At 64.9% G+C, this 23,683-nt stretch carries 21 protein-coding genes, 1 tRNA gene and 1 pseudogene; 8 read left to right on the forward strand and 15 right to left on the reverse strand.

Translation table 11 applies throughout. The annotated features are described in order from the left end of the window. Positions 1-96: 96 nt before the first annotated feature. Genes EL272_RS08495 through EL272_RS08510 form a run of 4 tightly spaced genes read left to right on the forward strand, consistent with a single transcriptional unit; the run spans position 97 to position 2,855 of the window. Entirely contained in the window at positions 97-444 is a 348-nt protein-coding gene (locus tag EL272_RS08495; protein ID WP_014846787.1) for an ArsR/SmtB family transcription factor, read from the forward strand. Then, positions 444-1,649, forward strand: a complete 1,206-nt coding sequence (locus EL272_RS08500; protein WP_061786898.1) for an MFS transporter — start codon at positions 444-446, stop codon at positions 1,647-1,649. Before EL272_RS08495 ends, EL272_RS08500 begins: the two co-directional genes overlap by 1 nt. A 33-nt stretch (positions 1,650-1,682) precedes the next feature. Next, positions 1,683-2,486, forward strand: coding sequence for a class I SAM-dependent methyltransferase (locus EL272_RS08505; RefSeq protein ID WP_164722365.1), 804 nt, complete (start codon positions 1,683-1,685; stop codon positions 2,484-2,486). A 15-nt stretch (positions 2,487-2,501) separates the two neighbouring features. Next, entirely contained in the window at positions 2,502-2,855 is a 354-nt protein-coding gene (locus tag EL272_RS08510) for a cupin domain-containing protein (protein WP_061786896.1), read from the forward strand. Between the two features lie 7 nt (positions 2,856-2,862). Here the strand turns inward: EL272_RS08510 and EL272_RS08515 are convergent, their stop codons facing one another. Genes EL272_RS08515 through EL272_RS15440 form a run of 3 tightly spaced genes read right to left on the reverse strand, consistent with a single transcriptional unit; the run spans position 2,863 to position 4,388 of the window. Further along, positions 2,863-3,252: an alpha/beta fold hydrolase gene (locus EL272_RS08515; protein WP_126409385.1), complete on the reverse strand. Its 390-nt coding sequence runs from the start codon at positions 3,250-3,252 to the stop codon at positions 2,863-2,865. Then, a complete protein-coding gene (locus EL272_RS08520) occupies positions 3,183-3,758 on the reverse strand; it encodes an alpha/beta fold hydrolase (protein WP_126409387.1) in 576 nt (191 codons plus the stop codon). The genes EL272_RS08515 and EL272_RS08520 overlap by 70 nt, the downstream gene beginning before the upstream one ends. Positions 3,759-3,806: 48 nt before the next feature. Then, positions 3,807-4,388, reverse strand: a complete 582-nt coding sequence (locus EL272_RS15440) for a TetR/AcrR family transcriptional regulator (RefSeq protein ID WP_014846792.1) — start codon at positions 4,386-4,388, stop codon at positions 3,807-3,809. A gap of 115 nt (positions 4,389-4,503) precedes the next feature. On the opposite strand from EL272_RS15440, the gene EL272_RS08530 reads away from it, so the two are divergent. Further along, the gene (locus EL272_RS08530; RefSeq protein WP_014846793.1) at positions 4,504-5,382 is read left to right on the forward strand and encodes an ABC transporter ATP-binding protein; all 879 of its coding nucleotides are present in this window, start codon (positions 4,504-4,506) and stop codon (positions 5,380-5,382) included. Further along, positions 5,379-6,956: an ABC transporter permease gene (locus tag EL272_RS08535; RefSeq protein ID WP_061786894.1), complete on the forward strand. Its 1,578-nt coding sequence runs from the start codon at positions 5,379-5,381 to the stop codon at positions 6,954-6,956. Before EL272_RS08530 ends, EL272_RS08535 begins: the two co-directional genes overlap by 4 nt. Positions 6,957-7,209: 253 nt before the next feature. Here the strand turns inward: EL272_RS08535 and EL272_RS08540 are convergent, their stop codons facing one another. Continuing rightward, the gene (locus EL272_RS08540; protein ID WP_014846796.1) at positions 7,210-7,572 is read right to left on the reverse strand and encodes a hypothetical protein; all 363 of its coding nucleotides are present in this window, start codon (positions 7,570-7,572) and stop codon (positions 7,210-7,212) included. 487 nt (positions 7,573-8,059) lie between these two features. Here EL272_RS08540 and EL272_RS08545 point away from each other — a divergent pair, with 487 nt between their 5' ends. Together EL272_RS08545 and EL272_RS08550 are read left to right on the forward strand one after the other, a co-directional pair. Then, positions 8,060-9,652 (forward strand): L-serine ammonia-lyase, iron-sulfur-dependent, subunit alpha, encoded by a 1,593-nt coding sequence (locus tag EL272_RS08545; RefSeq protein ID WP_169804593.1) that lies wholly within the window; start codon positions 8,060-8,062, stop codon positions 9,650-9,652. A gap of 81 nt (positions 9,653-9,733) precedes the next feature. Next, a complete protein-coding gene (locus tag EL272_RS08550; RefSeq protein WP_061786892.1) occupies positions 9,734-10,789 on the forward strand; it encodes a YeiH family protein in 1,056 nt (351 codons plus the stop codon). A gap of 143 nt (positions 10,790-10,932) precedes the next feature. On the opposite strand, the gene EL272_RS08555 is transcribed toward EL272_RS08550, so the two are convergent. From EL272_RS08555 to hemE, 11 genes and pseudogenes are all read right to left on the reverse strand, one after another. Further along, positions 10,933-11,745, reverse strand: coding sequence for a class I SAM-dependent methyltransferase (locus tag EL272_RS08555; protein ID WP_061786891.1), 813 nt, complete (start codon positions 11,743-11,745; stop codon positions 10,933-10,935). A 404-nt stretch (positions 11,746-12,149) separates the two neighbouring features. Beyond that, entirely contained in the window at positions 12,150-14,009 is a 1,860-nt protein-coding gene (locus EL272_RS08565) for a hypothetical protein (RefSeq protein WP_126409389.1), read from the reverse strand. Further along, entirely contained in the window at positions 13,976-15,952 is a 1,977-nt protein-coding gene (locus tag EL272_RS08570; protein WP_061786889.1) for a hypothetical protein, read from the reverse strand. The genes EL272_RS08565 and EL272_RS08570 overlap by 34 nt, the downstream gene beginning before the upstream one ends. A gap of 856 nt (positions 15,953-16,808) precedes the next feature. Beyond that, positions 16,809-17,264, reverse strand: a complete 456-nt coding sequence (locus tag EL272_RS08575) for a GNAT family N-acetyltransferase (RefSeq protein WP_061786888.1) — start codon at positions 17,262-17,264, stop codon at positions 16,809-16,811. Positions 17,265-17,439: 175 nt separating this feature from the next. After that, positions 17,440-17,512 (reverse strand) — tRNA-Ala (locus tag EL272_RS08580). A gap of 15 nt (positions 17,513-17,527) precedes the next feature. Then, positions 17,528-18,847, reverse strand: coding sequence for a glutamate-1-semialdehyde 2,1-aminomutase (hemL, locus tag EL272_RS08585; protein ID WP_061786887.1), 1,320 nt, complete (start codon positions 18,845-18,847; stop codon positions 17,528-17,530). Next, on the reverse strand, positions 18,835-19,758 hold the full coding sequence (gene hemB, locus EL272_RS08590) for a porphobilinogen synthase (protein WP_244926149.1): 924 nt from the start codon (positions 19,756-19,758) through the stop codon (positions 18,835-18,837). The genes hemL and hemB overlap by 13 nt, the downstream gene beginning before the upstream one ends. Positions 19,759-19,793: 35 nt before the next feature. Then, entirely contained in the window at positions 19,794-20,468 is a 675-nt protein-coding gene (locus EL272_RS15725; RefSeq protein ID WP_244926150.1) for a uroporphyrinogen-III synthase, read from the reverse strand. Between the two features lie 54 nt (positions 20,469-20,522). Next, positions 20,523-21,401, reverse strand: a pseudogene (gene hemC / locus EL272_RS15730) (hydroxymethylbilane synthase); the annotation flags it as partial. Then, on the reverse strand, positions 21,398-22,651 hold the full coding sequence (locus tag EL272_RS08600; protein WP_061786885.1) for a protoporphyrinogen/coproporphyrinogen oxidase: 1,254 nt from the start codon (positions 22,649-22,651) through the stop codon (positions 21,398-21,400). The pseudogene hemC and the gene EL272_RS08600, both read right to left, overlap by 4 nt. Next, complete coding sequence (hemE, locus tag EL272_RS08605; protein WP_061786884.1) at positions 22,648-23,664, reverse strand: uroporphyrinogen decarboxylase; 1,017 nt, start codon at positions 23,662-23,664, stop codon at positions 22,648-22,650. Before hemE ends, EL272_RS08600 begins: the two co-directional genes overlap by 4 nt. Positions 23,665-23,683: the final 19 nt, after the last annotated feature.

The raw sequence follows: 23,683 nt of genomic DNA on the forward strand, positions 1-23,683 counted from the left end.
CCTCCGTCGCACATCAGGTATATCAACCACCACCGACAAAACTCCCGGGCCCAGGGAACCATTGACCCAGATACCTGCATATGTAATCATCTGCACATGAACGCAGGTAAGCCCGTCCTTGGTTCCCCCGACCCGGAGTACATCGACCTCGCCGTGGCGGTCTTCTCGATGCTGGCCGAGCCGACGAGGGTGCGCATCATCCTGGCACTGCAGGACCGTGAGCTCTCCGTCGGGCAGATCGCCGAGGCCGTCGACAAGACGCCCACCGCCGTTTCCCAGCATCTCGCCAAGCTGCGGCTGGCCCGCATGGTCGCCAGCCGCCAGGAGGGGCAGCGTATCTTCTACAGCCTCACCAACGAGCATGCCCGCCAGTTGGTGGCCGACGCCCTGTTCCAGGCCGAACACGCCGTCGACGAGCATCCGGCGCACCACGGGAGGGCATGATGCTGGCCGCGCTGCGCAACCGCGCCTATGCCCGGTTGTTCGCCGCGCAGGTACTGGCCCTGGTCGGGACGGGACTGCTGACGGTGGCCCTCGGCCTGCTGGCCGTCGATGTCGCGGGGAACGAGGCCGGAATCGTCATGGGCACCGCCCTGACGATCCGCATCGTCGCATTCGTGACGATCTCGCCGGTGATGTCCGCCCTGGTGAACCGGTTGCCCCGGACCACGGTGCTGGTCGGCTCCGATGCGGTGCGCGCGACCATGGCGCTGGTCCTGCCGTTCGTCACGGAACCCTGGCAGATCTATCTGCTGATCTTCGGCCTGCAGGCCGCCTCCGCCACCTTCACGCCCACCTTCCAGGCCGTCATCCCGCAGGTCCTGCCGGATGAGGACGAGTACACGGCGGCGTTGTCGTTGTCGCGGCTGGCCTACGATCTGGAGTCGCTGCTCTCCCCCGCCCTGGCGGCCGTCCTGCTGACCGTGATGAGCTACCACAACCTGTTCGCGGGCACCGTGTTCGGTTTTCTGGCCTCGATCGCGCTGGTGCTCTGGGCGCGCCCGCCCGCCCCGGTGCCCGATGCCCAGTCCCCCTTCCGGGACCGGCTGACCCGCGGGGTTCGCATCTTCCTGCGCACACCGGATCTGCGGGCCCTGCTGGTGCTCAACCTGGTGGTTGCCTGCGGCACAGCGATGGTCCTGGTCAACACCGCCGTGCTGGTGAAGACCCGGCTGGGTGGTGACGACTCCGGGGTGGCGTGGTTGCTGGCCGCCTACGGCGCCGGGTCGATGCTGGTAGCGCTGATCCTGCCCCGGGCCCTCAAACGGCTTCCGGACCTTTCCGTGATGAGAAGCGGGGCCGTTCTGCTTCCCGTGGGCCTGGCGCTGGCCGCTGCGGCCATCCACATGCCGCCGGGTCCGGTCCACTGGGCGGCCCTGGGCCTCGTCTGGTTCCTGCTGGGGGCCGCCACGTCGCTGATCGCGACGCCTTCGTCGCGCCTGCTCCGCCGCTCGGCCGAGACAAAGGACCAGCCGGCCGTGTTCGCGGCGCAGTTCTCGCTGAGCCACGCCTGTTATCTGGTCGCTTACCCGGCCGCCGGCTGGCTGGGGGCGTGGCTGAGCCTGCCCGCCATCTCGCTTCTCCTGGCCGCCACAGCCGCCACGGCGGCCGCGGCCTCTTGGCCGCTGGCCCGCTCCCGGACACCCTAGGAATTGCTTTTTGGCAATGCTAATCTTTCGCAAGTGAGCACAGGTCCTGAATCGCTTCCCTTCGCAAATCGGCCAACCGAGACGGCTCCGGGACACTGGGTGCTGGCTCGCGCGGGCAAACGCGTGCTGCGGCCCGGGGGGTTGGGGCTGACTCGCGCCATGCTCGGGCGCTGTTCCCTCGGCGACAAGGACGTGGTCGAGTTGGCCCCCGGGCTCGGGCGCACCGCGAAGGAAATCCTAGCGGCGGCCCCCCGGTCTTACATGGGAGTTGACAGCGACGCAACGGCAGCGGCGCGCGTAAACGAGGTGGTGAGGCCGGCGGGCGGTTCCTGCCGCCAGGGAGATGCCGCGAAAACCGGGCTCGACGACGCCTGCTCGGATGCAGTGATCGGCGAGGCCATGCTCACGATGCAGAGCCCGCGCGGCAAGGCGGAGATCGTCGCCGAGGTGGTCCGGCTCCTGCGGCCCGGCGGTATTTATGCGATCCACGAGCTGGGATTGGCGCCGGACGACATCGACCCGGAGATCGGCTCGGAGATCTCGAAAGCCCTCGCCAGATCCATCCACGTCAATGCCCGGCCCATGACCCTGGCTCAGTGGAGCGAGTTGCTGACCGACCACGGATTGGTCGTCGAATGGACCAGCACCGCCCCGATGGCCCTGCTGAAGCTGGGCCGCAACATCGCGGACGAGGGAATCACCGGGGTGTTGCGCATGGCGAAAAACCTGATCACCCAGCCCGACCTGCGCCGCAGGGTCATGTCGATGCGGCGGACCTTCACCAAATACGAGTCATCGATGCGCGGGGTCGCACTGGTGGCCCGCAAACCCCTCTGAATCCGAAAGGAAAACATGACCGCCAATCCCGTCCTGAGCTACGTCCACGGCGTGGCCTCCATGATCGAGATCAACGAAGCCGCCACCGTTTCCCGCACCATCATGAAAGCGGAAACCTGCCGCGCGGTGCTGTTCTCCTTCGACAAGGACCAGGCGCTGAGCGAGCACACCGCCGCGATGCCCGCCGTGGTCCAGGTGCTCGAGGGACGGCTCCGCATTGACGCCGACGGGCAGAGCGTCGAACTCGTCCCCGGGGACATCCTGCACTTCGGCACCCGCCTTCCCCACGCTGTCTTCGCCCTGGAACCCAGCAAGATGCTGCTGCTGATGCTCGACTCCAACGAGAAGGGCGGCAAGAAGGAGGAGTGACCTCCGGTCAGAAAAGACCTTGGTCCTGTTCGTCCCCCGGTGCCTCATCGGGGGACCAGAACAGGAGCGAATCGGTGAAACCCGAGATCACCGAGATGAATGCCGCGGGTTGTTCGACCCACGGGTAGTGTCCACAGTCATCGATCGCCACGAATTCGCCCCGGGCAAAAACATCGGACAACGCACGAACCGGTGAGCAGCCGACCAGAGCGTCCTCGGTCCCTGCGATGCTCAGGACGGGAACCTCGATCTGGCCGAGCCGGTCGAGCAGATCGCCAGGGGGCTCGGCCCCCAGATAGGCCAGGGCCACCTCCAGCCGGCATTCCCCTACCTTCGAGTGGGCCTGCTCCGTCTCCCCCAGTGGGCGTAACCCGCCGGGGCGATTGCCCGTTGCCACTGATTGAACGTCGGTTCGTCACGGTAGGTCCTGGGGCCGGTGACGACCCGCCACGCGTCGCGGAAGGCCTCTTCTTTCATGCGTCGCGCCGCGATCTCCAGCCTGTCGGGGACGGCGCGAACCAGCCAGTCGACGGCCGGGGTGATCAGCACGAGGCCCTTGACCCGCGAGGGATTCTGCTGAAGGTACCGAATGGCGACCCGGGCGCCTGCCGAGTGCGCCAACACCAGTTTGGGACCACCCCCGAGCGCCTGATCGAGCAGGGCGATGTCCTCGGCCTGCCCCACCCAGGTGGCGCGCCCGGGCTCCTGCGCCGCGGGAGATTTCCCCACTCCCCGCAGGTGCGGCAGGACCAGCCGGTTGTTCTCACCGAACCCGGCCAGATCACCCATGTAGACGGGATGGCGGGCAGGCCCACCGGCCAGTACGATCACCGGCTCGGCATCGGCCGGGCCGATCTCGTCGAACCACAGCTCGGTCCCTTCAGCACCTCGGTAAAAAGTCATGATGCGACCCTATATCCCTTCCCCCGGGCCCCGGGACGGCCGCGCACCTCAGTCCTCCCGGAACACCCGGGCCAGGGCGGACAGCCCACGGTCCATGTATTCCTCCAAGGGCCTCGACGCCCCGGCCTTCTGCCAGCTCAAGGTGGCGGACAACATCCCGTTCAGCAGCGCTGCCACTATGAATCGCGCTTCCATCTCGTCGTAACGCCCTCCCGTCACGACGGCCTCGACCACCCGCTCCGAGAGTTTCGTCAGGTACAGCCCGACGGCCGCCCGGATGCCCTCGTGCGACGCCCACAGCTTCGTCCTGGCCAAGGTGATGTCGCGGTCGTGGTGGAAGTGTTCCTCGATCATGCCGCCCATGCCCTTGTCGAGAGCACCCAGGACCGTCGCCCCGGATTCGAGCTCCGCCAGTATCATCCCGAAGACCGCGTCGTCGTACTCGTCCCGGAACACGAGCCCTTCCTTGGTCCCGAAGTAGCGGTAGACGCTCGACTGCGACACATCGGCCGCTTCGGCCACCTGCTCGACCGTGACGTTGTCGAAACCCTTCTCCTCGAACAAGGCGAAAGCCGTGTGCTGGATGTGCCGCATGGCGGCCTGTTTTTTGCGCTGTCTGAGTCCTGCCACCACGGCCCCTTCCCCGTCCTGGTCCACGATCCTGCCACAGGTCGGCCCCGCGGCCGGGGAGGTGTACCATCACCGTATGCGACAGTCACTTTCAGTTGAGACTGACTTTCCTATTGTGTTGGAGGATGCGTCCAAGCGTTTCGGCAGCGTCCAGGCGCTCGCAGGCCTCGACCTGAGGGTCCGGCGCGGAACCGTGCACGGTTTCCTCGGGCCGAACGGCGCGGGAAAGTCGACCACGATCCGGGCCCTCCTGGGTCAGATCCGCCTGAACAGCGGCAGGGCCGCGGTGTTCGGGGCCGGCCCCTGGCGCTCCGCCCCGCTGATCCACGAGCACATCGCCTACGTTCCCGGCGACACCGTCCTGTGGCCCGGGCTCACGGGCGGCGAGTGCATCGACCTGATGGGGCGTCTCCAGGGCAGCCAGGACCGGAGACGACGCGACCAGTTGATCGAACGTTTCGAGCTCGATCCCCGGCGCCGGGTCGGTGGCTATTCCAAGGGCAACAGGCAAAAGGTGGCCCTGATCTCAGCCCTGGCGACCCGGGCCTGCCTGCTGCTGCTGGACGAGCCGACCTCCGGCCTGGACCCGGTGATGGAACGTCGTTTCGTGGAGACGATCCGGGAAATCGCCGCCGAGGACCGCACGATCCTGTTGAGCAGTCACATCATGAGTGAGGTGGAGTTGCTCTGCCATGAGGTGACGATCATCCGGGCCGGGCGCGCAATCGTCACCGACTCCCTCGACAATCTCAGGGACCAGGCCCGTGTGCGGATCGGGGCGCGGCTCGATCGCCCGTTGCCCGACGGGGTCCTCCCGGAGGGAGCGGTTCATGCGACGAACGACGACCCGCTGCGGCTGGATCTCTCGGTGCCGTCCGATGAGGTGTTGCCGGTCGTCTCGGCGCTCGTGTCATCGGCTCCCCGCGGGTTGACCGTAACCCCCGCGAACCTGGACGACCTGTTCTGGCAGCGCTACGAGGGGAACCTCCGATGAGGGCCGGATCAGGGGTGTGGGCCCTGCTCAGGATGCAGTGGCGCACCACATGGCTTTGGTTGCTCCTGTCCCCCGCCCTGCTGGCGGCCCTGGTCGTCGCCATCGCTTCCGGGGTGAAGGATCTGTACGGCGAGGAGACCGAACGGATGATCTATGCGGAGACCATGGGGGCCTCCCCCGCTCAGATCACCATGAACGGTCGTGGTTACGACCTGAACGTTCTGGGTGGTATCGCCGCTTATGAGGTCGGTTTCATGGGGCAGCTGCTCCTTCCCCTGGTCGGTGTGCTGCTGGCCGTCCGTCTCACCCGCGCCCCCGAGTCCAATGGCGTGTTGGATCTGCTGACCTCCACCCGCGTCCACAGGACCGCGGTGCCGGCGGCGGCGTTCATGAGTCTGGTCATCTCGTGGGCAGTGTTCAAACTGGGGTGCTGGGCCGGTTTGGTGATGCTGGGATACCCGGCGACGGGCAGCGCCGGGTATTCGCTGGCCATGGCCGGGTTCGGCCTGGCCTGGTCCGGGGTGGGTCTGTTGACCGCCCAGGTGGCCAGCACACCGCGGGCCGCGAATGGCCTGGGCCTTCTGCTGGCCCTTGCCGGCTACCTGACCAGGATGATCGTGGACTCGCAGGACTGGCCCGGTGTCTGGATCTCCCCGATGAGCTGGGTGGTCGAGGTCCGCCCCTGGAACGACCTGCGCTGGCCACCTCTGCTCTCGCTGTCGCTGCTGGCCGCAGGAGGCGCGGCCGCCGCCATCCTGGGAACGGCCAACCGCGACCTCGGCTCCGGGCTGCTTCCCGCCCGGCTCGGCCGCCCCGGGGCGGGGCCTCTGCTTTCCCGGCCTGCCGGGCTCGCGTGGCGTTCCACACGCGGGGCGGTGCTGGGCTGGTTGCTGGGATCGGTGATCTGGGTCGCGCTTCTGGGGTTGATGACCGACGACTTCACCAGCACGATCGCGGCGAATCCCAATCTGCTCGCAGCCCTCGGCGGAAGAGCGGACGACCTGGCCCCGCAGATCGGCCTGCTGCTCGCCTCGGTCATGGCCACCGCCGCCGGGCTCACCGTGACCCTGAGGATCGCGTCGGAGGAGTCCCGGGCCCGCCTCGGATTACTGCTGTCCGGAAGGATCAACCGGTGGGGTTGGTGGCTCGGGTGGAACGGCCTGGCGTTGTTCGTCACCGCCTTGGTACTGATGCTCTCCGCCGCCACGCTCGGGATTTGTCAGTGGTGGGCGACGGGGGATCCGGCGGCGCTGGGCGACGACCTGGCCGCAGGTTTCGCATTCCTGGCTCCCGCACTCGCCATGGTGGGGTTTGGCTCCCTGCTCATCGGGGTGGCTCCGCAATTGGGTTTCCTGTCCTGGGGGTTTCCCATCTGGACATTGGTCGTCGGGATGCTCGCGGAGATTTTGCAGCTGCCCGGTTGGGCACGACGGTTCTCCCCCCTCGATTGGGTCGGGAACCTCCCGGGAGAGACGGCCGACGGCGCCGCGGTGCTGCTGCTCGCCACGAGCGCCGCGGTCGCGGTCCTGACCGGAGGGTACGCGCTCGACCGCCGTGATCTGCTGCGTGGTTGAGCGGCCGTTTCACCCGAGCATGCTGAAATCAACCCGTGAGAAGCGGCCGGGGGAAAGCTTCTTCTTTGATCGGGTGAACCTCCCAGACGGCGAGCGTCGGTCAGTAGCCGTTCTGCCCGTAGCCTCCCTGCTGTCCTCCAAAACCTCCCTGTTGTCCCCCGTAGCCACCCTGGGGACCGTAACCTCCCTGGCCGTATCCGCCCTGGGGTGTTCCGTATCCATTCGGGACCTGCTGCCCCGGCATCCCCTGCCCCTAGTATCCCTGCTGTCTCCCCTGATACTGGTACAGACCGCCGGGCCCCCCGAAACCGGGGCGGGCGCTGGCTCTGCGATTGGCGTTCAACATCTGGATCACGTGGATGGTGGCCAGCGCTATGACGGCGATGGAGCTGATCAGCAGCAGGATCAGGCCCCACCCCATGCTCGCCTGGACCAACCCGGAGCACTGCCCGGCTCCCTTGCCGATGTTTGCCATGGCGCTGAAAACCATGATCAGGTTGATCAGCCCCAGGATCCCCGCCGGGGCCATCGACCAGAACAGTCGTTTCATGGCTGGCAGGAACCCGGACAGACCGGCCAGGACCACGATGGCGATGCTGAACAGGAGGGTAAACACACCGGCCCTTGTATCCATACCGCTTGCAGTGGCTTCAACCCCAAAGGCTTTGGCCGTCGCCCATGGACCCACCGAACCGGTGAGCGACAACACACCGGCCCCCATGGTCAGGCTCGCGAACAACGGAACCCCGGATCCGGGAGACTGGAAACTTCCCGGCATCCCGTAGGTCGGGGTCTGGAATCCGAGATACTGTCGTTGTTCCCACCCGCCCTGAGGCTGGTTCGGGCCGTATCCCTGCGGGGGTGTCTGATATGGAGGCTGAGAGGACATCGCGGGCCTTTCGTCACGTCTGTTGTCAGGGATCACTCTGCACCTTTTGCATCGACCCGCCAACCCCTTCCTTGAAACCATCCGGGCCACGGCGCAGCTCCGCTCCGGACACCTCACCGCCCCATCCCATTCGCTGAGACACCGAACGATGTGGGGTGGCGCGGTTTTCCCCGGTTTTCTGGCCCTGAGCGTCTCCAAGTGGAACAATTGAGTGATGCAATCGCTCTCGGTATCAGCGACGAGACCGGCCTCGTCGGTTTCCCCACGCCCGCTCTCCGTGGTCGATCTGTTCCGCGTGGGCATCGGCCCCTCCTCCTCCCACACGGTTGGCCCGATGCGCGCCGGGGTGGCCTTCGCCTCGGAACTGGCGGGCTCGCCGCGGGCGAACGAGGTCAGACACATCACCGTCGACCTGTTCGGTTCCCTGGGGGCGACGGGTCGCGGTCACAGCACCGACCGGGCGGTCCTGCTGGGGCTCGGAGGCCACGCTCCTGAGTCCGTCTCGATTCCCGAGGTCGAATCCCTGCTGCCAACCCTTGCCTCCTCGGGTCGGTTACCCGTCGCGGGGATCGGGCAGGCGCCGTTCGACATGGCCAAGGACATGCGTTTCGTACCGAGAACGGTGCTGCCGTATCACGTCAACGCCCTGACGATCACCGCCTGCGACGCCGCCGGTGAGACATTGCTGCGCCGCACCTACTACTCGATCGGTGGCGGGTTCGTCATGGAGCAGACCAACGACGACCCCCAGGCCCCGCAGGTACGCCCCCTGGATCGAGTTAAGGAGGACGCTTCCCCGCTAGCCCTTCCTCACCCTTTCGGCAAGGCCATGGAGTTGCTGAGTGCCTGCGACAGGTCCGGCCTGTCGATCGCCCAGCTGGTCTACGAGAACGAGGTCGCCATGCGCGCCGAGGAAGAGGTGGATGCCTATCTGGATCTCGTGGCGAACACGATGTTCGACTGCATCGACGCGGGGCTCCAGGAACACGGGATCCTGCCCGGGGGCCTCAACGTGCTGCGCCGCGCCGGAACCCTGGCGAAGCGGCTGCGTGAACGCGAGACCTGCCAGCCCCGTGAACTCCCGGACTCCATGGAATGGGCCGCCACCTACGCGGACCCGATGCGGGCAATGGACTGGGTGAATCTCTACGCCCTGGCGGTCAACGAGGAGAACGCGGCCGGTCATCGCGTGGTCACCGCCCCGACGAACGGCGCGGCCGGCGTGATTCCTGCCGTTATCGGGTTCCTGACCTGCTACTGCCCGGAGGCCGGGGTGCCCTTCGGGATGTTCACTCCCCTCGACCAGGGCGGCCATTTCCCCTTCCGTCTCTCCCCGGCGGACCGGGAGGGAAACAGCGCGAAGAGACGCCAAGCGGTGCATCGTTTCCTGCTGGCGGCAGCTGCCGTCGGTTCCCTCATCAAGACGAACGCTTCCATCGCGGGAGCGGAGGTCGGCTGCCAGGGTGAGGTCGGTTCGGCCTCGGCCATGGCGGCCGCGGGTCTCGCGCAGGCTCTGGGTGGCACGCCCCGCCAGGTGGAGAACGCGGCGGAGATCGCCATGGAGCATTCACTGGGACTCACCTGCGACCCGGTCGCCGGGCTGGTGCAGATTCCCTGCATCGAACGAAACGCCATCGCCGCCAGCAAGGCCATCAACGCGGCCCGCATGGCCATGTGGGGGGACGGACGCCACACTGTGAGCCTGGATGTCGTGATCGAGACGATGCGCCAGACCGGCAAGGACATGCTCTCGAAGTACAAGGAGACCTCGGAGGGCGGACTGGCCGTCAACGTTGTGGAGTGCTGAAACGCACTCTCCCGGGTCATGTCCAGCGGTCGGGCGGACAGCTCTCGTGGAATATGTGGCCTTGGGTGGATGATAGGGCTCATGACGCGTGCACGATCCGACTCTCCCGTGACGAAGGACCCGGTTCCCTCCTGGGTTGGGCGCATGCTCCCCGGGTGTGTGTTGTGCCTGGCCGCCGCCGGAATCGGCTACGGAATCAACCTGTTCCTGCCCGGTGTCAGCGCGTTGATCATCGCGATCGTGCTGGGGGTGCTATTGACCAATGTCGTCCACCTGCCGGATGCCCTCTCCCCCGGTATTGATTTCTCGGCGAAGAAGCTGCTGCGCGCGGGAATCATCCTTCTCGGACTCAAGTTGTCGCTGACCAGCATCATCGACCTGGGTGTGCCGATGCTGCTGGTGGTCGCGTGCATAGTCACGGGCGGAATGCTGGGAACGGTTCTGCTGGGAAGGCTGCTGCGGGTTCCTCCGAACCTGTCCCTGCTGATCGCCTGCGGATTCTCCATCTGCGGGGCCGCCGCCGTGGCGGGGGCCGCCGGGGTCACCGACCCGGACGACGAGGCCGAGGAGGACACCATCACGGCGGTGGCGCTGGTGGTGATCTTCGGAACCCTGATGATTCCCCTTGTGCCGCTCGTGGCGGGCCTGCTCGGCCTGGATGTCGTGGCCGCCGGAAAATGGGCGGGCGGCTCCACCCACGAGATCGCCCAGGTGGTGGCGATCGGGGGTGTGATCGGCGGTGGGGCGTTGGCCGTCGCGGTCGTCGTCAAACTCGCTCGTGTGCTGTTGCTGGCGCCCGTGATCGCAGTCCTGAGTTTCCGGCAGCGCCGGCTTCAACGATCGGACATGCCCGGGCGGCAGGCATCGCGCACGAAGCTTCCCCCGATCGTGCCGCCTTTCATCCTCGGGTTCCTGGCAATGGTGCTGCTGCGTTCCTTCGTGGCGTTGCCGGGGGCGGCGCTGGGCGCCGGTGAGACGTTGCAGACCCTGCTGCTGGCGGCCGCCATGTTCGGGCTGGGGTGCGGGGTTAGGATCAGGAATCTCCTGAAGGTCGGCCTGCGGCCCTTTGGCCTGGCTGCTGCATCGACGCTGCTGGTCGCGGTGATCGCCCACGCCGGGGTCGCGCTGGCCGGCTGAGACCAGGGGCAGGTCAATCCGCCATCGCGTTTCCCGGCCACGCGGGAAACGGGTCGCAGCAGCGGCCGACCTTTCCCGTGTTCGTCGATCATCTGCCATCCCCGCGTCAAAGCCTTTCCGCCCCGGCCCGTGGCCCGGAGACCTCAGCTTTTCCTTCCCAAGAGTTTGAGATGCACGATGATCGTGCGGCGTTTTCGGTCCGCCACCATCATTGCGATGCGCGATCCGATCTTGAGTCTTCTCCTGACGCCGGGCTCCATGTCCTTGAAGAAAGGACGTTGTTCGAGCAGTTCCGCACCGCATGCGCGGGCGAATGCCTCCGGGTCGTTGATGTAGAAGTTCATCGGGGCTGTGGTGTTCCCGGTCTTCCTGACGTATCTGTTGGCGTACCTCACACCCACCTCGTCCGTGGCGTCGAACACCAGTTCACTGCCCGGCAGGGAGTCCCCGAGCTTCCGGGCAAGACCGATGACGTCGCCCTCGCGGAAGTACTGGAACACGCCCGAGGCCATGAACAGCGTCGGGATCGATGAATCGATGCGCGGAAGCCAGTCGGGGGAGAGGACATCGCAACCGATCAAGACCTCGCCGGGGCCTTTGGGAATCACCTTCTCCCTGGCCTCGATGACCTCGGGCAGGTCGATCTCGTAGAACCTCGCGCCGCAATCCGCCAGCCGGAAGGCGGCTGTTTCCAGCCCGGCTCCGAGGTTGACGACGTTGCACTCCCCGTTTCTTCCGGCGAATTCCCTGACGATCCGATCCAAATTGCGGTACCGCGCCACCGAGGCCAGATACATGTACTCCGAGGATGATCTCCGGATGCCGTCGCCGGGAACAAAGTTTTCGAGCGACATCGCCTTCTCGTCGTAGAAGTACTCCGGGAATCTCCTGGACACGTGGATCCGCGCGACCAGCGGAATGAACAGTGTGTCGGCAACGCCTTGCAGATCGCGCATCACGCACTCCTCTTCGTCCACCCCATGGTAGGAACAAGCGTCTCGCCTGTCGATACCCGTTCGAGGTCCGGACCGGACTCCCCGCCCCCTCCCGCACGTGAGCTTCACGGCCTCGGCCGGGAAACTGAGGTCATGAGGTGGGGTTATGCCCGAACGCTTGAGCATCGAGGGCCTGCGGTATGCCCGGGCGGTCGCCGAGACGGGATCGTTCAGCGCAGCCGCTCGCCGAGAAGCATGCGCGTCGGCGTGTCCCCGCTGGTCAAACCCACGCCGATAGCGACGATGTGCAGCACCGCCACCACCCTTCCATCCTTGGCCCGGAATACCTATCGAGTCGAGGCCTGTGTTACCAAGGTTCTCTCGTATCCTGCGAACCGGGCCGGCATCTCGCGGCCCCGAGATGTTCACCCTTCGTCCGCCCGCCTCTCATCTTGCTCATCAAGATGCCGGGCATCACATTCATAGCTGTCGGCCATCCGCCGCAAAACTGCTGCTGTTCGCGGCCAACGTATCGCAACCCGTTTCGCCATCCCACGATACTCCTGCGCCATGTTGCGTTCTTGATTGCCACCATCATAGATGCCACGAAACGATACACCGCGTTGATTATAACGTCCAATTTCCAGACCGGTTTCAATATCTGAGTTCTTCAAATTCTCCAGTGCATCCCGGACCTCTTCAGCAGGCCATGCGCCATCACTCCCATCGGGACTGGAGGCCAGCACCTTACCAATCTCCTGATCGCCCACATCCACAAGACCGCATTCCTTAAACAAAATACGGCACTGCAAAATCCAATCACAGAGATGAATGCTATCAATCACCCCATCATCGCTAAGCCCAGGCGTCTTGGACCACCTATAGAGGACACTCCAGGATCGCTTTATAAATGCCTTCATCTTCGCGCTATGCTCCCCCCTCAGTTCGCCCTCCCCAAGATAGATGGCCTCGACAAGAGCGACAAATCCGCTTGGATTATTGCCGAGAAATCGATATAGCGCTTGTAAAGGCTCATGGTCGCCCCCAATAAAGTCGAAGAACCAAAATTCAAGCATTGGCAGCTCAGGATCCTCAGGCAAGATTGCTTCCATTCGCTTTAGAAGATCCAACACCACGTAACTATAATGATTCGGATCGACGCTCTCCGAAGATGCGAGGCTGGCATTAAGGGCATGTTTTACTACAGCAAGCTCAAGCAAGAAATCATCATTATTCATCCCCCGCCAAATAACATCTAGGGCACGCCATGGGGCATTGTTTTCGATGAGTAGATCAACGGCCTTGATGCGCTCATCTTTAGGTATCCAACGATGGTCCGCAGTGCGCCAATATTCTACGACGAGTGTTTCATCAAGAGTCGCGACCCATGTCCAGTAGCGTTCCTCCATTGGAATCGCTCCGACCAAGGCGGTTTGACCGTCGGACTCAAGATCGGTGTGATTCATGATATCCATCAACCAAACCGTACCATGTTCTCGCGCCATTGCTGAGACGTATGCTTTAGCTGCCCGTCGCAGTTTTGATGGTTCAGGGGCATTGAGCCATGCAACAATTTCAGCGCTGTCGACAGAATCGGTCTGAGCGAGTAGCTCCCCCACACGCTCCGGACTTTCGACGTCTGCTGTGAGTGCCTGAACTGCGGCAAGTCCTTGATTGGCGACCTTCTCCAGCGCACTTCGCTGTTCAGCTTCGAGCGCAACGTCGAAGCCATCGTCGTTCCAACACAGGTTATCGAGAACGATATCGACACCCCAGCCGAACAGCCGAGCGTACTGACGAGGATCATCTGTACAACCGACTTCTTGCGCAGCTTCGCGTAACATATCAAGCTCAGCTCTTGTTACAGCCCACACGGCCTTGGGGTGCGCCTCATGATGCGCGATTTCCGTCATCAACACACTCCACATGGCATGACGATTATTGCCACTCCACGACTGCGCGGAAGCTTGAACGACGCCGAGAAGAGAGCGGAGAAGCACCAACCTGTATTCCTCAGGAAGGTGACGAAGTAATTTGATAAGATCGATCCAACGATCTGGATGATCCGCCGCAGCTTTAGTTGCCAACTCAAGTATCGCCTTGGTGAATCGATACCACTCCTCGTAGGTAACACTCAAGCCGGGCAGTTCCCAATTGCGGTAGCGAGGGCCACCCGTATTTAGGATCATTGCTCCATCCGGTTTCAGCAACTCCAGTGCCAAACACCAGCCAATCTTCGGGTAGCGGCACATCACCTGCTCAACGACGGCGATCTTGTCGTCCACGCCCCCGCGCTCTGATTGATCCACCCTGCCGTGACTTTCTGAAGGCTGTCGATAGGGCGCTCCCCCAAACGCCCACCTGGATCAAGCGCTGCCAAACCAGCCAGCAGCATAGCAGCGTCTCCGTAATATTCCTCGGACCAGCAGAGATATTCCAGCGCCCGCTGGATATTGGGGTGCGGAGACGATGATCCGAAGGAGAAATTGCTCGCATCAGCATCTTTGAATAGTGTTCGAATGATCGGCGCTGGCCTGTCAAGATCAGCGGTTATAGCAGTCAAGAAATCGCTTGGCGCTGCTTCGGCCAAGAGAGGTAACTCTGGAGCCAGGTCGGCTAACATGTTCCCTGTACTATCGGCGAAGGCGCTGCTAAGTAGTTGCCCCACGATGCGCCTCACTTCGGGAACAAGCTTGTCCGACGATACCGCCGCCAGCGCGAGGCCCTCAGCAACATGATGGCGCAATGTTCCCGAACAGCCGGAATTCACCCCACATATCTCAGCTGCGAGTCGCTCGCTTGCCTCCATCTCTCGGCATGGATCTGCTGCAAGGAGAACGTTACAAGCTAAGACCTGCCATCGTTTGACAATCTCGCCTCCTATCTCGGGGAGCAGTAACCTTGCCGCATCGACAGGATCCACCAGACGCCACACTGATCCTGACTGGACGAACGGCGAATCGCTCTGGCGGCTGAGCGACACCACTAGACGCCGAATTTCCGCCATCGACGTGCCGACAAAGGGTTCAATATATTCTTTATCACGATAACGCTCGTCATGTTCCTCCCTGCCCTCCCAAGCACCGAGCAGCACCAGCGGCACGAGAATCGCCACCGTATCTGCATTGTTGAGCCATGCTGGTTTCTGTACGACCGGGTTGCGCGAAACAGAACGTAAGAAAGCGGCCATACTCCGGCGAGCAAGCGCCGCCATCCGCTCAGCACGACGGAAGTCAACGCCCGCCTCTCTTAGTATTTCCCCGGCTTCTTGTCGTCCTACCTTAGGCAACAAAATCGTCGCATCATCTTGGCTGTACGTATCACCATTGACGGCCACCAGTACTCGGTGCCCTCGCTCCAGAGCACTTGCGGTATCTGGATTACTGAAGAGGGGTATTAGTAACAATGACGTCGCACATTCCACTAGGTGAGCCCACGCTGCACGATCGGTAATAACGATGGCCCTATCCAGCTCAGGTCGCTTCTCAAGCGCCGCATAGACAAAAGCAAGCACATCCCGCACGCACGTAGAAGCAACCGACACCGGCGCAATGGGGCGATCAGTCTGAAGCGCTTTGAGAAGCTTCTGTGTTTGTTCATCTCGCCTCGCACCATAAAACTGGGGCGGGATCATGATTTTCGCATCCTTCTGGAAGCGAGTCCACCAAGCTTGCAGTGTTTGCGCCTCGCGCGGATGCCGTCCAAGCCTCTCGGACAACCAGTAGTGAACAGCCGGCGTCTCCTGCAGCCACCCTTCAAGCGTATAGGCGTCAATTACCTTGATGTCAGCAAATTTATGTTCTGCCCGTCGTTCACTTGCCCACTTCTGACCAGAAGGCCAGTTTCTGGGTGTGGCAAAGACATAGACGTACTTGTCAATTTCCGCCCCCAGCTCTTCGGCACGCTTGGTATAGTCCTTATCGGCCTTGTCCTTCACCTTCTGATTAGTGCCAAACTCGCACCGCAGTTCACCGGCAGGGAGGTAGGTACTTCCAGTCGACGTGGCGGCACCGTCCCAGCCGGACGCCGAAGTACCCTCGCGAACGCGGATCTCAAGGTTGGTGATGCCGGGCGTCTGCGCGAACAGACGCCGCATCAACTCGGGGAAAACCGTCTTAGCTTCGGTTCTATCAGCCCATTGATTAAGTTCGATTGCCGAAACGAGTTCGGGACTGTCGCCGACCAGCGCTGGCGAGATGCCAGGGATGCTAAATATCTCATCATTCACATTTATATTATACTAAAACCTGAAGCGAGAAGCACGCGGCGGTAATAGCATCCAATCGGAACCGAGATGAGATTTTCATTCTGAGCAGCTTGGTGGAAAGTGATGGAGGCAACGAGCAAGCGTTCGTATGCTTCGCCTGGGCTTGAATCATCCCGAGGCTGCTCTTTGGACGTTCGCCCAAGCACTTCGATGATGACACCTTACGGTAGGGTTGATATGCACTGAAACGGACGCCCTTCGGGCACGGAGTACCAGTCCACCTATGTTCTTGGTGGGCTCCTCATCTAGTACGAGGTGACGAGGACGGGGTGTAAGACACCCCCTTTTCACGTCGGTGGTCATCTTCTCCCTGACAAAACACTGCTGCTACGGTCCTATGGCATCGCCCCAACATCCGAAATTTTGAGAGCCGGATCGATCTCGGACGGGACCCTTTTTCGACCCTTCGCCACGAGGCATCACCCCCATACCGATCTCGGCCAGCGCTCGTTTGGTGCGGGCTTCGTCGCCTTCCTTGGCCTGAGGGCGGCCTTCGAAGGGGTACGGGTTCCGGCTGACCTGGTGTTCTTGGATGCGGTCCTCTTCTTGCGAGGGTTATGAAAGCTTCTGCCTTCAGTGAGCGGGCCTCGTGAATCGGCACGGGTAGGGGTAGGAGCGTGCAACGTTGTCCGAGCATCACCTCCTCCACCGTAGCGATCTGCTTTGAGGGTCATCCGGGCGTGACATACCCCACTCTCGCCCAGTGGGATCACTTAACATCGAGCAGCAGCCCACCCCGGCAAGCTGATCCACATCGCAACATCGGGCCACGAATACCAGATGCACGCGCATCGATACTTGTCATTTTGCCATCAGATCAAAGCTTGACAGCGTACTGCAGCACTTTTGTTTCGCTGTCAAAAGGAGTTTTTCTATAGAAGGCTATCACATCTTCGTTGTCATCTTGCTCGGTGTCGACAAAGATGTCGTGAAAATTATTATTCTTCGCATGGCCCATCAGATAACCTATCAGGCGTTTCCCCACCCCTTGACCTTGAAAACTCTCCTTCACCCCTAGATCATGAATATAAATACTGGGCCTCGCCACTTCATAACCGGGGAGTACGTATGCCGTCAATCCACCGACCACTTCGTTTCCAGCCTTGGCAACCACGACCAACAGGTTCTCGTCCCTCAACAAGCGCAGGAGATACTCCTCATCGGGGTGATCATGATCACCCCAGTCAAATACCTCCCGGAAAACATTGAGCAAATTTTTGAATTCTTCAATGTCTGCGTCGATGAGTTTGATGTCGAATTCTCGTGCACGCATTTTGCCCTCTCCCGGCGTTGGGTCGCTGTTTTCTGGCCTCAAAGCGGTGCTCGCCGCTCAGCCCGCACGGCATTCAGGTCGTTGTCGTCCCAAGGTTGCTCCTAGTCGCGGAAAGCATAGGGGACGGTCCTACCAGTGAAGGAGTAAGGGTGGGGCACATTCATTCCCGTTCTTGTGGAGCTAAGGGGATTCGAACCCCTGACCTCTTCCATGCCATGGAAGCGCGCTACCAACTGCGCCATAGCCCCGAGAGCTGTCCCAGACTATCGGATGCTCTCCCCTGTTGGCAAAGCGGCCCTGGCCGCCTGTTTCAGGGCCGTCTCCACGGTCTCCATGGCGGCGTCGTCGTGGGCAACCGAGAGGAACCACGCTTCGAAGGCCGACGGCGGCAGCGCCACTCCCCCGTCCAACATCGCGTGGAAGAACCGCCCGTAGGCCGCGGTGTCCTGGTCCTGGGCGTCTGCGTAGTCGATGACGGGCTTCTCCCGGAAGAACACGGAGAACAGGTTCCCGGCGGTCTGGATGACGTGGGGCACCCCGGCCCCGGTCAGTGCGTCGCCGACCAGTCGCTGCAGCTCGGCGGAGCGGGCATCGACCCTGTCATAGACCTCCGGTTTCGCCAGGTCGAGGGTGGCGATCCCGGCCGCAGTGGCGAGGGGATTCCCGGAGAGCGTGCCCGCCTGGTAGACGGGGCCGAGCGGAGCCAGCAGGTCCATAACCTCCCTGCGACCCCCGACCGCCGCAAGGGGCATGCCACCACCGACTACTTTCCCGAAGGTGATCAGGTCGGGCACCCACTCCGGGGCCTCGACCCCCGCTTCGAAACCCCACCAGCCGGAGGCTCCGACGCGGAAACCGGTGAGCACCTCGTCGAGGATCATGAGTGCCCCGTGCTCGGCGGTCAGCCGGCGGATCTCGGCGTTGAATCCCTCGGCCGGGGTGACGACCCCCATGTTCGCGGGTGCGGCCTCCGTGATGACCGCCGCGATCTGCCCGCCGATCCGTTCGAACAGCGAACGCAGTTCGTCGAAGTCGTTGTAGGCAAGCACGATGGTGTCGGCCGCGGCAGCCACCGTCACCCCGGCGCTTCCCGGCAGCCCCTGGGTGGCCACACCCGATCCGGCGGCGGCCAGCAGCGCATCCGAGTGTCCGTGATAGCAGCCCGCGAACTTGACGATCTTGTCGCGGCCCGTGGCGCCGCGGGCGATCCGCACCGCGGTCATGGTGGCCTCCGTGCCGGTGGAGACCAGCCTCACGTGTTCCGCGACGGGAACCCGGGCACGGATCCGCTCGGCGAGCTCCACCTCCGCGCCCGTCGGCGCCCCGAAACTGAGGCCCCTGGCGGCCGCTTCCTGCACGGCCGCGACGACCTGGGGGTGGGCGTGTCCGAGCAGCGCCGGCCCCCAGGAACACACGAGATCGACGTAGCTGGTGCCGTCGACGTCGGTCACTCGGCAACCGGACGCCTGCTTGATGAAACGCGGCGTCCCCCCCACGGACGCGAATGCCCGCACGGGCGAGTTGACCCCGCCCGGGATCGCCTCGCAGGCCCGTGTCATCCATTCCTGGTTCAGTCCAGCCATTCGGCAACCTCCAACGCCCAGTAGGTGAGCACCACATCGGCGCCCGAGCGAACGATACTCGTGATCGACTCCTGGATGGCGGCGCGCCGGTCGATCCAGCCGTGTTCTGCCGCCGCCTCGATCATGGCGTACTCCCCCGACACCTGGTAGGCCGCCACCGGAACCTTCGAGACGGCGGCCACATCGGCGAGCACGTCGAGGTAGTGGCTGGCGGGTTTGACCATCACCATGTCGGCGCCCTCCGACAGGTCCAGCAGCGCCTCCCTGAGACCCTCGCGGCGGTTCGCTGGATCCTGCTGGTAGGTGCGGCGATCCCCCTGGAGGGATGAGCCGACCGCCTCCCGGAACGGCCCGTAGAACGCGGAGGCGTACTTCGCTGAGTAGGCCAGGATCCCGACGTCCTCGAAACCGGCCGCGTCCAGCCCGGCGCGGATCACCCGGATCTGACCGTCCATCATCCCCGATGGCGCCACGACGTGCGTGCCGGCCCGGGCCTGCGCCACCGCCTGCTGCGCGTAGGCATCGCAGGTCTCGTCATTGATCACGCGGCCGTCCTCGGCGAGGAAACCGCAGTGCCCGTGGCTGGTGAACTCGTCCAGGCACACGTCCGACATGATCACCAGATCATCGCCCACCGCTTCCCGGCAGGCGGTGATGGCCCGCTGTTCGATGCCGTCGGGTGCCCAGGCCTGCGTGCCCCGCGAATCCTTGTCCGCATCATCGGGCACCCCGAACAGCATGATTCCGCCCAGTCCCGCCTCTGCCGCCGATCGTGCGACGCCACCGATCTGTTCGACGGTGTGCCGCCGCACCCCCGGCATGGCACCGATCTCGGCGGGAGACTCGCCGACGAAGACGGGCAGAACGAGCTGCGCCGGGCGCGGCCGAGTTTCGCGGACCAGTTTTCTCATGGCGGCGGTGGTGCGTAGCCTGCGTGGGCGCTCGATCATGCGTTTCCCTTCCCAACCAGTTCGGCGGCGGCCCTTGCGACCGCCTCCGCGTCGGGGGACGGCGAGACACTGGCCGCCACCCCAAGTTCATTCAACACCTTCGCGGTGGGTTGTCCGATGGCCAGCACCCGGGTTTCCTCCGGCCAGCCCAGCCGTTCGTCGATCACCCGCGCCACCGAGCCCGCGGTCACGACCACTGCCGCGAACTCCCCGGCCCTCCAGCGGGCCGCCAGTTCGGCGGGTTCCCGGGTCGCCTCCATCGTGTAGACGGGGAAGACATCGACCTGCCAGCCCAGTTCCCGCAAACCCTCGGGAAGATCCGGTTTGGACAGCGCCGATCCCGGGATCACCACCCGTCCCGTGCCTGCCGGGAACTCCTCGACGAGTCCTGCCGCGTTGGCCTTCCCGGGGACGAGGTCCACCGCATACCCGGCCGCTTCCAAGGCCGCTGCGGTCGCCTTACCGACGGCGGCGATCCGCCCGGGCAGCCGGACACCCAGCCCCTGAAGAGCCTCGACGGTACGGGCGGAGGTAACCACCGACCAGTCGGCCTGCCCGAGGTCGAGTCCGTCGACCAGCACTACCGGAGCCTGCACCGGGAATATCGTGACCTCCAGTCCGGCGGCGCTCAGTGCCTTTGAGAGCGCGCCCGCCTCGCGGGGAAGGAACACCCTGCGTCCCCCGGCCTGGGGCCACAGGTCCGCGTCGTCGTGGAACTCGGCTAGCCGGGAGGCGCGGGTGGCGTCCAGCTGGGTCACGTCGGCGGCGCCGAGGGCGAGCAGCCGGGAGGCGGCAGTTCTTCCCGCACCGGAAATCAGCGGCACCTCGGTTCTGGCCTGGCGGGTGCCGTCGGCGGAGTACACCCCCGCTGCCAGCCCGTCGCCGTTCCCGAGGGCCGCTATCGGGGCCGCGCAGCCACCGCCCAGGGCTGCCAGGACAGCCCGTTCCTCGGTGACCGCGAGTCGCGTGTCCGCGTCTTCCAGGGCTTCGAGGGCGGCGATCAGGGCGGCATCACCGGACCGGCACTCGACCCCGAGTGCCCCCTGCCCGGGGGCGGGCAGGATGGGCAGTTCCTCAGTGATCCGTCCCGCGAGCCCGAGGCGGCGCAGCCCCGCCGCGGCCAGCACCACCGCATCCAGGTCGCCGGAGGTCACCCGGGACAGCCGGGTGTCGATGTTGCCGCGGATGTCGACGAAGACCAGGTCGGGACGCAGGGCCCGCAGCTGCGCCACCCGTCGCGGCGACCCGGTGCCCACCCGGGCCCTCTTTGGTAGTTCGGCCAGGCTCAGGCCGTCGCGGGAGCACAGCGCGTCGCGGGGGGATTCCCGCTCCGGGGTGGCGGCGATCACCAGTCCGGGGACGGGTTCGACCGGGAGGTCCTTCAGGGAGTGGACGGCCAGGTCCACTTCTCCCCTGAGCAGCGCGGAACGCAGCTCCGCGGCGAACACCCCGAGCCCGGAGAGCCGGGTCAGCGACCCGCGTTCGTGATCGCCGCGGGTGCGGATGGTGACGATTTCCACCTCGTGTCCGAGGGCACGGAGCCGGTCGGCCACCCAGGTGGACTGGGTCACCGCCAGGGTGGATGCGCGCGTTCCCAGCCTCATGCTGCCGCCTCCAGTCCGGATGCGATTGCGGCCTCTATTCCATTGCCCGCCACCCAGGCCCCCGCCACCTTGATGTTGGTGGGAAGGGATTCCAGCAGCCCGGCCCGTTCCGCGGCCGGGAGCACTCTGGGTACGGAGGGCCAGCGCACCAGTGCGTGGTCACGGAGCACCAGGTTCTCGCACCCGAGCAGCAGGCGGGCATCGGCCAGGGCCTGCTCCCGGGTGGGGTTGGCGTCGGGCGCGTAGCTGAGGCGGATCAACTCCACCCCGCCGCGGCTCCAGGGCCATTTCGCCGAGTAGTAGGTCAGCGCCCGGGCTCCGAGCCCCGGGATCGGCTGGCCGAGCATCACCCCGGAACCGACCGGCGCCCCCGCCAGTGGCTCGGGTTCCAGCGCCAGGACCGCGTTGAGCGAGGTCCCCGTCGCGGGTGCCGATGCGGTGATTCCCAGCCCGCCGAGCAGTTCCACGGCGGGACGGGCGGGACAGGCCAGGATCGCGCGGTCGGCCTCCAGCCGGTCACCGCCTGCTGCGGTGACCGTCGCGTCGCGTCCGATCCCGGTGACACGGGCACCGAGCCGGATCTTTCCGCCGTTGCCCCGGATGTCGGAGGCCAGGGCCTCGACGAGGCGGATCAAACCCCCGATGGGTTGGGCGACGGCGGAGCGGCTGCCGCGGGCCGCCGCTACCTTCGCGTACAGGGATCCGGGTCCCCTGAGGCCGGGTGCGAACTGCGCCAGCGGCATCTGGTCGGGTTCCATCCGGTAGACGGTCCGGGTCACGGGGGCCACCAGCCGGTCGGTTACGGCCCGGCCGAGGCGCGCGGTCACCAGTTCGCCGACGGTGGCTGCGCCGGCCCCGATCTCGTCACCGAGTCCGGGTTCGGCCAGTGCCGTTGCCAGGTCCGTGCCGTCCAGGGCGGAAGTCAGGGCCGGATCGTCCGGGCCGGCGGGAATGCCCAGTACTCCGTCGGCGCCGGGCCAGGACCGCGTGGCGGACCAGCGGATGTGCGGTCCCCCCGTGGGGGCGGCGACCTCCAGCCCGAGGGTCGCGCACAGTTCGTCCGCGACTCCCAAGCGGCGGGCGTAGGCCTCGGCCCCGCCGTCGATCACCTTCCCGGCTATCGTCAGCGGCGCCACCATCCCGCCGATCCGTTCCGAGGCCTCCAGGACGACAACCTCGGCGCCCGCGCGGGCCAGCCGGTGGGCGGCCGCCAGCCCGGCCACCCCGGCCCCGACGATCACGGCCCTCACAGCTCGTGCACCAGGGCGACGAGGTCGGTCAGCACCGCGGGATCGGTCTCGGGTGGTACGCCGTGCCCGAGGTTGACCACGTGGGCGGGAGCGGATCGGCCTCGCTCGACGACATCCCTGGTGTGGGCGGCGAGGTTCTCCCAGCCCGCGGCCAGTCTCGCGGGATCGATGTTGCCCTGGAGCACTTTTCCGGGCAGGCGGCGCGCGGCCTCGTCCAGGGGGATGCGGTGGTCTATCCCGATCGCCTCGGATCCGCATTCGGCCATGGCCTCCAGCAGGTGTCCGGTTCCGGTGCCGAAATGGATGCGGGGCACGGAAACGCTCTCCAACGCCCGCCGCGAGTAGGGGGCGACCCGGGTGGTGTAGTCGGCCAGGCAGAGCGTCCCGACCCAGGAGTCGAACAGCTGCACCGCCCGCGCCCCGGCCGCCACCTGGATGCGCAGGAACTCACCCGACAGGTCGGCGCACCAGCTGAGCAGCCGGTCCCACGCCGCGGGCTCGGCGTGCATGAAGGCCCGCGCCCCCAGGTGGTCGCGGGAGCCGCGACCCTCCACCAGGTAGGCGGCCAGGGTGAAGGGGGCGCCCGCGAATCCGATCACCGGCGTGTCCTCGCCGAGTTCCGCGACGGCCAGCGCCACCGCTTTCTCCACGGCCGATGCATCGAGGATCCGGCGCTCCACCAGCCTGTTCACCTCCGTGACGCTGTTCACCGGTTGTTCGAAAACCGGTCCCACCCCGGCGGTGATCGTCACCTCGACGCCCGCGAGCGCCAGGGGGATCATGATGTCGGAGAAGAACACGGCCGCGTCCACACCGTGGCGGCGCACCGGCTGGCAGGTTATCTCGGCGGCCAGTTCGGGGTTGAGGCAGGCATCCAGCATCGCGACGCCCTGTCTCGCATTGCGGTACTCTGGTAGTGATCGCCCAGCCTGACGCATGAACCACACGGGCAGACGTTCCGGCCGACGACCCTCGAGGGCGGCCAGAAGGGCAGGCTGATCGCTTCTCATCATGGCCGAATTCTGCCCTATC

Origin of the sequence: Arachnia propionica, assembly GCF_900637725.1 — a bacterium.
Lineage (GTDB): Bacteria > Actinomycetota > Actinomycetes > Propionibacteriales > Propionibacteriaceae > Arachnia > Arachnia propionica.